The sequence below is a fragment of the Kribbella sancticallisti genome (assembly GCF_039530625.1).
Classification (GTDB): Bacteria; Actinomycetota; Actinomycetes; order Propionibacteriales; family Kribbellaceae; genus Kribbella; species Kribbella sancticallisti.
Genome location: NZ_BAAAOS010000011.1, coordinates 24,398 through 33,573, shown reverse-complemented (window position 1 = coordinate 33,573; position 9,176 = coordinate 24,398). Strand labels below are relative to the sequence as shown.

At 70.2% G+C, this 9,176-nt stretch carries 9 protein-coding genes; 3 read left to right on the top strand and 6 right to left on the bottom strand.

Annotated features, from left to right (window positions below):
* Positions 1 to 54: 54 nt before the first annotated feature.
* Positions 55 to 846 (bottom strand): HAD family hydrolase, encoded by a 792-nt coding sequence (locus tag ABD255_RS07115; RefSeq protein ID WP_344211084.1) that lies wholly within the window; start codon positions 844 to 846, stop codon positions 55 to 57.
* Positions 843 to 2,117, bottom strand: coding sequence for a serine--tRNA ligase (gene serS / locus ABD255_RS07110; protein WP_344211082.1), 1,275 nt, complete (start codon positions 2,115 to 2,117; stop codon positions 843 to 845). Before serS ends, ABD255_RS07115 begins: the two co-directional genes overlap by 4 nt.
* Before the next feature lie 50 nt (positions 2,118 to 2,167).
* On the opposite strand from serS, the gene ABD255_RS07105 reads away from it, so the two are divergent.
* A complete protein-coding gene (locus tag ABD255_RS07105; RefSeq protein WP_344211080.1) occupies positions 2,168 to 3,802 on the top strand; it encodes a bifunctional phosphatase PAP2/diacylglycerol kinase family protein in 1,635 nt (544 codons plus the stop codon).
* Here the strand turns inward: ABD255_RS07105 and ABD255_RS07100 are convergent.
* Positions 3,770 to 4,288, bottom strand: a complete 519-nt coding sequence (locus tag ABD255_RS07100) for a DUF4446 family protein (RefSeq protein ID WP_344211078.1) — start codon at positions 4,286 to 4,288, stop codon at positions 3,770 to 3,772. The two genes, ABD255_RS07105 and ABD255_RS07100, sit on opposite strands and share 33 nt — an antisense overlap.
* Positions 4,289 to 4,398: 110 nt before the next feature.
* Here ABD255_RS07100 and larB point away from each other — a divergent pair, with 110 nt between their 5' ends.
* Together larB and larC are read left to right on the top strand one after the other, a co-directional pair.
* Positions 4,399 to 5,127, top strand: coding sequence for a nickel pincer cofactor biosynthesis protein LarB (gene larB / locus ABD255_RS07095; protein WP_344211076.1), 729 nt, complete (start codon positions 4,399 to 4,401; stop codon positions 5,125 to 5,127).
* The gene (gene larC, locus ABD255_RS07090; RefSeq protein WP_344211074.1) at positions 5,124 to 6,377 is read left to right on the top strand and encodes a nickel pincer cofactor biosynthesis protein LarC; all 1,254 of its coding nucleotides are present in this window, start codon (positions 5,124 to 5,126) and stop codon (positions 6,375 to 6,377) included. Before larB ends, larC begins: the two co-directional genes overlap by 4 nt.
* A 12-nt stretch (positions 6,378 to 6,389) precedes the next feature.
* Here larC and ABD255_RS07085 read toward each other — a convergent pair whose 3' ends face one another.
* The 3 genes from ABD255_RS07085 to ABD255_RS07075 are packed head-to-tail and all read right to left on the bottom strand — an operon-like array spanning position 6,390 to position 9,071.
* Positions 6,390 to 6,710 carry a cupin domain-containing protein gene (locus ABD255_RS07085; RefSeq protein WP_344211072.1) on the bottom strand — a complete coding sequence of 107 codons (321 nt, stop codon included), beginning with the start codon at positions 6,708 to 6,710 and terminating at the stop codon, positions 6,390 to 6,392.
* 37 nt (positions 6,711 to 6,747) lie between these two features.
* On the bottom strand, positions 6,748 to 8,316 hold the full coding sequence (locus ABD255_RS07080) for an MptA/MptB family glycosyltransferase (protein ID WP_344211070.1): 1,569 nt from the start codon (positions 8,314 to 8,316) through the stop codon (positions 6,748 to 6,750).
* Positions 8,313 to 9,071, bottom strand: coding sequence for a glycosyltransferase (locus ABD255_RS07075; RefSeq protein ID WP_344211068.1), 759 nt, complete (start codon positions 9,069 to 9,071; stop codon positions 8,313 to 8,315). Before ABD255_RS07075 ends, ABD255_RS07080 begins: the two co-directional genes overlap by 4 nt.
* Between the last annotated feature and the right edge of the window lie 105 nt (positions 9,072 to 9,176).

The window sequence follows — 9,176 nt, the reverse complement described above, 5'->3', positions numbered from 1 at the left end:
CTTTTGGTTGCCTGGAGTCACCAGTTGTCAAGCTGTTCCAGCAGGATGGAAAGGTCAGAAGTAGCGGTTGAGCACCGCGGCGACGCCGTCGTCCTGGACCGACTTGGTCACCTCGTCGGCCCTCAGTTTCACCTCGTCCGGAGCGGCACCCATCGCGATCCCGAGTCCCGCGTAGACGAGCATCTCGATGTCGTTGCGCCCGTCGCCGATGGCCAGCAGGTCCTCGGCCTCCAACTCGTACTGCGCCAGCGCCACCTTCAGCCCGGTGCTCTTGTCCACGCCCTCGGGCGCGATGTCGAGCCACGCGGTCCAGCCGACGAAATAGCTGACGCCGTGCAGGCCGAGACGCTCGGCCAGTTGGACGAAGTCCGCCTCGGACTGCTCCGGGTCGCGGATGATCAACCGGGTCACGGGTTCCGGCGCGAGTTCGTCGTCCGTCACCACCCGGATCGTCGCGCCGGTGCCGAGATCGCCGTCCGGAAAGGGCGCGGTGACCAGGTAGCTGCCGTCGTGTTCCTCCACGGCCATCCGCGCGTTCGGCGCGTGCTCGCGGACCGACGCGATCACCGTGGTGGGGTCGAAGGTCCGTTCGTCGACCACTTCGCCGCCCGGCAGCCGCAGGGTTCTCGCACCGTTGCTGCAGACAACCAATCCGTCGGCCAGGCCGAGGATCTCGGCGACCGGCCGGGTAGTCTGCCAGGCCCGGCCGGTGGCCAGGATCACCGGCACCTGCGCCGCGGCACGGCGTACTGCGTCGACCACTGCCGGCGAGAGTCTCTCGTCGTGGTCGATCAGGGTTCCGTCGATGTCGAGGGCAACGGCCTTCGGCCGCCAGCCGTTCGTCATCTGGCGACCGGTTCGAGGACCTCGCGGCCACCGACGTACGGCTGCAGCGCGGTCGGCACCCGGACCGATCCGTCCGCCAACTGGTGCGTCTCGAGGATGGCGACCAGCCAGCGGGTGGTGGCCAGCGTGCCGTTCAGCGTCGCGACCGCCCGCGGCTTCCCGTCGGCGTCCCGGTGCCGGATGTTCAGCCGGCGGGCCTGGAAGTCGGTGCAGTTCGAGGTGGAGGTGAGCTCGCGGTACGCGCCCTGGGTCGGCACCCAGGCCTCACAGTCGAACTTCCGGTACGCCGAGGCACCCAGGTCGCCGGTCGCCGTGTCGATCACCCGGTAGGCCAGTTCCATCTTGTCCAGCATCTCCTTCTCCCAGCTGAGCAGCCGCTGGTGCTCGGCTTCGGCCTCCTCGAGGCTGCAGTAGGAGAACATCTCGACCTTGTCGAACTGGTGGACGCGAATGATCCCGCGGGTGTCCTTCCCGTACGAACCGGCTTCGCGGCGGTAGCAGGACGACCACCCGGCGTACCGGATCGGGCCGTCGGAGACGTCGATGATCTCGTCCATGTGGAAGCCGGCGAGCGGGACCTCCGACGTACCGACCAGGTAGAGCTCGGGCTCCTCCAGGCGGTACACGTCGTCGTGGGCGTTCAGATACCCGGTGCCGCCCATCACCTCGGGCTTGACCAGGGTGGGCGTGATCATCGGGGTGAAGCCGTTCTCCACCGCCTGGGCGATGGCCAGTTGGAGCATGCCGAGCTGGAGCAGCGCGCCGACGCCCTTGAGGAAGTAGAACCGGGCGCCGGACACCTTCGCGCCGCGCTCCATGTCGATCGCGCCGAGCAGCTCGCCCAGCTCCAGGTGGTCGCGGGGCTCGAAGCCCTCGGCCTCGAAGTCGCGCGGCTTGCCGATCTCCTCGAGCACGACGAAATCCTGCTCGCCGCCGACCGGAGCCTGGTCGGAGACCAGGTTCGGCAGTTTCCCGGACAGCTCGTCGAACCGGGCCTCGGCCTCGGTGGCGGCGGCCTCGGTGGCCTTCACCTCGGCGGACAGCGCCTTGGTCCGCTCGAGCAGCGCGGTGCGCTCGTCGCCCTTGGCCTGCGCGACCTGCTTGCCGAGGCCCTTCTGCTCCGCCCGCAGCGACTCGAACGCCGCGATGGACGATCGACGATCACTGTCGGCCGCCAGGACCTGGTCGACCAGGTCCGCACTCTCGCCGCGCTTGGTCAGGGACGCACGGACGACATCGGGGTTCTCACGGAGCAATTTGGCATCGATCACACCCTGAGGGTATCGGGGCGTGTCAGTGGGGGCGAAAACAATTGGGGATGATGAGCTGGCACCAGCCGATCTTCAAGGGGGAATCAGCGGGCATGAACCACCACCCACCCACACACGTCGGCCGTGCGCTGACGGTCGTGCTGGGGGTGTTGCCGTTCACCGTGATCACCCTGCTGGTCTTCAAGGACTGGCCGCCGCTGCGCCGCTGGGACCTGTCCGTCGCCGACGAGTTCGCCGCGTACGGCGCGATCCGGCCGAGCACGGTGCAGCTCTGGGAGGTGGTCGCGGCGATCACGGTGCCCTGGACCGCCCGCGGGATCATCCTGGTGGTGGCGGCGTACCTGTGGCACCGCCGGGCTCGGCTACTCACGGTCTGGCTGCTGGTCACGGCGGGTGCAGAGCTCGGCCTGGTCCAGGCGGTGAAGCACATCTTCGACCGGCCCCGGCCGGCCCAGATGCTTGTCGAGAACGACGGCTGGTCCTACGTGTCCGGCCACGCCACCGCGGCTTTCGTGCTGGCCGGCGCACTCGGTGTGGTCCTGCCCTCGGTGCGCGGCTGGCGGCGCCGGTTCCGGCTGCTGGTCACGCTGCCGACCATCGCCGTGGTCTGGATCGTGTCGGTGGACCGCGTGGCCCTGAACGTGCACTACGTCTCGGACGTGCTCGGCGGCTGGGCCCTCGGCCTGGCCATCCTCACCGCCACCTCCATCCTCTTCGGGCTCCGCCCAGGCCTGCGCCGCCGCCGACGGCGTACCCCGGCGGCCGGCGACGGTACTGCGGAACCGCCGCGCGCCGCGGTGATCGTGAACCCGATCAAGGTCGGGGACGGCGTCGCCTTCCGGCGCAAGGTGAACCGGGCCCTCGCAGTACGGGGGTTCGACGATCCGCTCTGGCTGGAGACGCGGGAGGACGACGCGGGCAACGCGATGGCCAAGCGGGCGATCGAGAACGAGTCCGACCTGGTCCTGGTCGCGGGCGGCGACGGCACGGTCCGGGTGGTCTGCGCCGCGCTGGCCTACACCGGGATCCCGGTCGGCGTCATTCCGGCCGGCACCGGCAACCTGCTGGCCCGGAACCTGCACATCCCGCTCGACGTGGACGACGCGCTGGAGCGGATCCTGGACGGCCGGGACCGGCGGATCGACCTGGTCAAGGTGCACGGCGACGGGCTGGACACGGACCGCTTCGCGGTGATGGCCGGGCTCGGGCTGGACGCCGCGATCATCACCGGCGCCCCGCCGATCCTGAAGGCGCAGATCGGCTGGACGGCGTACCTGGTGTCGGCGGCCAAGAACATCAACCACCCGTCGGTGAAGGTGCAGATCACGCTGGACGACCAGGAACCGGTCGAGCGCCGGGTGCGGACGGTGGTGATCGGCAACGTCGGGATGCTGCAGGCGAACATCCCGCTGCTGCCGGACGCGCGGCCGGACGACGGGCTGATCGACGTGGTGGTGATCGCGCCGCGCCGGGTGACGCAGTGGCCGCTGGTGTTCTGGCGGGTGATGACGAGGACCAAGCGCACCGAGATGTACCTCGAGCGCTTCACCGGGCGGAAGGTGGAGATCCGCGCCGCGGTCGACGTCCAGCGGCAGCTCGACGGCGATGGGATCGGGCCGGGCAGAGATCTCACCGCCGAGGTGGAACCAGGCTCACTGGTCGTCCGGGTTCCCAAGCGCCGGTGACGCCTCCTTGCGGAGGTTCTCGATCGCCTCTTCTTCCTCGGGGGAGAGCTTGGCGTCGCTCTCGAAGGCCTTGATCTCCTTGGCGTACGACCGGGCGTCGTTGCGGCCGTTGATCGACGTCAGCACCACGCCGTCGCCGTTGTCGTCCAGCAGCGCCATCGACCAGGACAACCGGCCGCTCATTTCGCCGTACGCGTCGTACCGGACCACCGCGAGGTGCTGCAGCGTCTCCCGGAGCTCGCCGCGCGCCTCCTCGAGCTCCCTGCTCAGCCGGTGGAGCTCGGCCTTCACCGTGCCGGGCTTGGCCTCCGGCTGAGACGCCGGAGCAGGCTGGACCTGCTGCTGCGGCTGGGGCCCGGCGGGCGTCTTGGCGCCGGCCTTGGGCGTGCCGGACTGTGCCCTCAGCGCCTGGATGGCGAACACGAGGGCGAGCACCGCCACGAACAGAGCGGCGATACCAATAGCACCGGCTAACGTCGAAGACACGGACGGCAGCCTAATGGTTGCGTGCTCAGGTGGCTGCGCAGCGTGCCCAGCCGGCGCCCGTGCAGTGGACCGAAGCGGTGAATCCGGCTCGGCCCACGTAGATTCGCGGGGTGACTCATTTGCCTGACCAGAATCCCAATGGCGGCCCGCTGCCCGGGGTGCACGACCTGGGCTACGCACGACTCGACACAGACCGCCTGGAGCGCACCGGAGACGCCGAGGTCGTCTACGGCGCCGGGAAGACCCCCGAGCAGGTCGTCGAGTTGCTGCGCACCCTGCACGAGACGCACCCGAACCACGCCGTCCTCGCCACTCGCCTGGCTCCCGAGGCGCAGGAGGCCGTCCGCGTCGCGCTCCCCTCGGCTGTAGTCGACCCAGTGGGCCGTACTGCGGTCCTCGGCGCAGCCCCCGTACTGCGGGGCACGGTGGCCGTCGTCGCGGCTGGTACTTCGGACGCTCCGGTGGCGGCTGAGGCGGCTACTACCGCTCGGGTGTTCGGCGCTGGGGTCGACGTGATCACCGATGTGGGGGTGGCCGGGCTGCACCGGGTGATGAGTGTGCGCGAGCGGCTGGCCGCGGCGGACTGCCTGATCGTGGTGGCGGGGATGGAAGGCGCGCTGCCGAGTGTGGTGGGCGGGCTGGTCGGGGTGCCGCTGGTCGCAGTACCGACTTCTGTTGGGTATGGCGCCTCGTTCGGCGGGGTGGCCGCGCTGCTGGGGATGCTGAACTCGTGTGCGCCGGGGGTGACCGTGGTGAACATCGACAACGGGTTCGGGGCGGGTGTGTTCGCGGCGCGGGTGGCGCGGCGGGCGGCGCCGGCGGAGGTGAAGGAGCAGTGAGAATCGCCTGGATCGACTGCTCAGCCGGTGCGTCGGGGGACATGCTGCTCGGTGCTTTTCTGTCGGCTGGTGCTGACCTGGAGCTGGTCAACGCCGCGGTCGCCGCCGTCGATCCGTCCCTGTCGGTCACTGTCGAACAGACGAGCCGCCATCAGATAGCCGCCACGAAGGCGTCGGTCCGCGTCAGCGGCGAGCTTCACCCCGAGAACTTCCCAGACGACCTCGGGCACGGGCACGGCGACGTCGGGCATGGGCACGGCGGCGAGGCTTCTGGTGGGCATACGCGGACGTGGGCTGAGGTTCGGCGGCTGATCGAGAGGGCGGGGCTGGCTGATGCCGTGCGGGCGCGGGCGCTGGATACGTTTGCTCGGTTGGCTCGGGCTGAGGCTGCGGCGCACGGGGTTGAGCCGGATGACGTGCACTTTCACGAGGTCGGGGCGCTGGACGCGATCGCGGACATCGTGGGCGTGGCCGCGGCGTCGGTGGCGCTGGAGCTGGACCGGGTCGTCGTGTCGACGATCTCGCTCGGTGGTGGACGCCAGGTGCGCGGGCAGCACGGTGGAATTCCGGTGCCTGGTCCCGCGGTACTGGCTCTGCTGGCCGAGGCGGACGCACCCGTCGTCGGCGGCACCGCGCCGTACGAGATGACGACGCCGACCGGCGCGGCGCTGCTCGCCTCGCTGGCGGACGAGTTCGGGCTGCTGCCGCCGATGCGGATCCAGCAGACCGGCATCGGCGCCGGCGGGCGCGACCCGCTCGAGGTGCCGAACATCGTCCGGGTCGTGGTCGGCGACTCGATCGAGCGGCCGTCGTCCGAGCTTGTCTACGAGACCAACGTGGACGACCTCGACCCACGGATCTGGCCGCAGGTCCTGGCCCGGCTGATGGAGGCCGGCGCGGCCGACGCGTGGCTCACCCCGATCCTGATGAAGAAGGGCCGGCCCGCGCACACCCTGTCGGTCCTGGTCGGCGGCGCGAACGCCGAGGAGGTCCGCTCGGTGATCCTGGCCGAGACGTCCGCGATCGGCCTGCGGGAGTCCTCCATCCGCAAACACGCCGCGGACCGCGAGTTCGCCAGTGTCGAGGTGGAGGGCCAGCGAATCCACGTCAAGATCGCCCGGTACGGCGGTCAGGTGGTCAACGTGCAACCCGAGTACGACGACGTCGCCGCGGCGGCCGCCGCGCTCAAGAAGCCGGTGAAGACCATCCTCGCCAAGGCCGTCGCCGCCGGCCACGACCTCTGGAGCTGACGAGCGCGAAGCTCAGCCGCGGCCGGAGTACGGCGGGGCGAAGAAGACGAGCAGGGCCAGGTCCTCGGTGATGTCGGTGAAGCGGTGTGCTTCCTCGGCTGGAACGAACAGCACATCACCGGGGCCGACCTGCTCGGTCCCGGTCGGCGTGACGATCGTCGCCCGGCCGGTCGTGACCACGTAGATCTCGTCCTCGTGGTGCGGCGCCTGGTCGTCGATGCCGCCCGCGGGGATCGAGTACGTCCCCACCGAGAGCGACTCGGTCCGCAACTGCTCCGCGAAGTGGTTCGGCGCCACCCGCTCGAACACACCCGCCCCTGCCAGCTTCTGCATCCGCCAGACACTAGCGGCTGAGCCGTCGACGAGGCGCCTAGTGCGTGGCGGCCTTCTCCGTCGCGGACTTGGCCTTGCGTTTCGGCCAGTCGTACGGCCACCACTGCGCGCCACCACGGCGGGCCCAGACGATCAGGCCGATCAGGACGGCGAGCTCGATCGCGGGGCAGATCGTGTCGCGGAGCCGGGCGCTGAACCACTCCAGCGAGTCCGACAGGAACGGCGCCACCTGGCGGGCGTTGGGATCTCGGCCGGGCACGTAGGCGATCGCGAGCATGGTGGTCCGGATGACCATCCACTTGTCCACCTTCGACGCGGCCACCGCCGCCAGCGCGACCCAGGCGATCACGTCGTACCAAGGCAGCGAGTACATCGCCGTGACCAGCCAGGCGATCGCGTAGATCGCGGTGTACCGGATCGCGTCCGGGGTCCGGTCCTCGGGACTCGTCCGCGGCACCAGGGACTTCGGGAACACCTGGGAGAGCAGGATCGCGACGACGATCAGGCCGACCCAGGCGGCGATCGCGAGCACGGTCCGGACCAGCCCGTTCGGCAGGAACAGGGTGAAGAAGCTGAGCAGGACCTTGTGCGGCGTGCCGGTGGAGATGAACGAACTGTTCGACCGGGCCTGCTGGAGCGCCTCCAGCCCGACCACTGCGTACAGGCCGACCATCGCGATCGCGCCGCCGAGGCAGAGCTTCAGCATCGCGCGGCGATCCGCCCGCAGCGCCCAGAGCATCGCGATGCCGACCAGGCCGATCGACAGCTTCGTGCCGCCCGCGGCGCCGATCATCAGACCGGCCAGGAAGATGTGCCGCCGCATCAGTACCAGCGCCATGATCGCGAACATCACCGCGATCGCGTCGTTGTGCGCCCCGGCGAGCACGGTCCACAGGATCAGCGGGTTGGCCAGGCCGAGCATGATCACCCGGCGGCGGCTGACCAGGTTCGGGCCGACCAGCTTCATCAGCAGCAGGCCGGAGACGACCAGGCTGACCGCGACCGACAGTTGCAGCATCCAGACGGTGCGCTGCATCGAGTCGCCGCCGACCCAGGACGAGAACCACTGGATCCAGGTGGCGATCGGGCCGTACACGCTCTTCGCGCCCTGCCAGGGCCGCTCGGTCGCCGCGATCACCGGGTCGTAGCCGAGCCGGATGGTGTCCGCCGGCGCCGTCGTGTACGGGTTGCCGCCGAGCGACATGATCCGCCCGTACGCCGCGTAGATCAGTACGTCGCCCGAGGCCATCGGCGGGACCAGCGTGATCGCCGCCGTCGTACCGATGCCGAGGGCAACGAGTCTGTTGATCCGCGGCGCCCAGCCGTTCTTCAGCGCCTTGGTGGCCAGATAGACGCCGTACCCGCCGAGCAGGATCCCTACGTAGATCATCATCGTGACGAGCCAGTCGTTCGGCTTCGCGTCGAACCAGTACGACGGGAGCCAGGCGTGCCGGTTCGTCAGCGTGAGCACGACCACCGACGGGCCGAGCAGGCCGGCGGCGACGATCAGGATCGTGGAGGCCAGGTAGAGCCCGACCGCGCGCTTCCCGTCCCGCTCCCCGCGCGCGGTGTCGACGACCTCGGTGGCTTCGTCCTCAGTGCTCATCGAGCGTTCTTCCGCGACGGTAAGGCGCTGCGCGCCGCGAGTGCGCGGCGGACGTGCAGGAACTGGCGGCCGCGGTGCACCTGGCCGCGCCAGTCCGTGCCGGTCGCGCGGTGCCGGACGTCGATCGGCACCTCGAGGATGCGGAAACCCTTGCGGCCGAGGTCGATGCTCAACGCCGTCTCGACGCCGAACCCACTGGCCAGCGGCAGCGCCGCCTCGAAGGCGACTCGGGTCAGGCAGCGCTGACCTGACAACGGCTGCTCAGGCGCCCAGCCGGTCGCCTCCTCAATCCCCGAGCGGGCCAGCCGGACCACGAACCCGTGACCGCCGGCCTTGCTTCCGTCGGCGCGCACCTGGGCCGGCAGCGTCCCGATCGTCATGTCGGCCCGGCCCGCCAGCACCGGCTCGATCAACGGCTCGGCGCCGGTGGCGGTATCGGTCAGGTCGGCATCGAGGAACAGCAGGTGCCGCGCCCGGGCGCCGTCCCGCTCTGCGACCGCAGCCGCCCCGGTCTCCATCGCGGCGGCCTTGCCCCGGTTCTTCGCATGCCGTACGACGACCGCTCCCGCCCGCTCGGCGGCTTCGGCGGTGCCGTCGGTGGAGCCGTCGTCGACGACCACCACCAGGTCCACGCCCGCGATCTTGTGCACCGCGTCGACGGTCGCCGCGATCCGCTCGGCCTCGTCCTTGGCCGGGATCACGCACGCGACTGATCCCTGCGCGGGCTCGACGGGAGGCAGATCAGTACCGGACACAGCACCGGAGCCTAGTTGTTCCGCAGCCGATCCCCAGCCTCCGCACCCAGCGGCTGTGGATATCTCGTCCTTTCGGACGAAGCCCGGTTCTGGACCCGGCCGCCA

Excerpts from the sequence above, each read along its gene's own strand:
- ABD255_RS07115 (WP_344211084.1), bottom strand. The coding sequence starts at position 846 with ATGACGAACGGCTGGCGGCCGAAGGCCGTTGCCCTCGACATCGACGGA.
- ABD255_RS07105 (WP_344211080.1), top strand. The coding sequence starts at position 2,168 with ATGAGCTGGCACCAGCCGATCTTCAAGGGGGAATCAGCGGGCATGAAC.
- ABD255_RS07085 (WP_344211072.1), bottom strand. The coding sequence starts at position 6,710 with ATGCAGAAGCTGGCAGGGGCGGGTGTGTTCGAGCGGGTGGCGCCGAAC.
- ABD255_RS07080 (WP_344211070.1), bottom strand. The coding sequence starts at position 8,316 with ATGAGCACTGAGGACGAAGCCACCGAGGTCGTCGACACCGCGCGCGGG.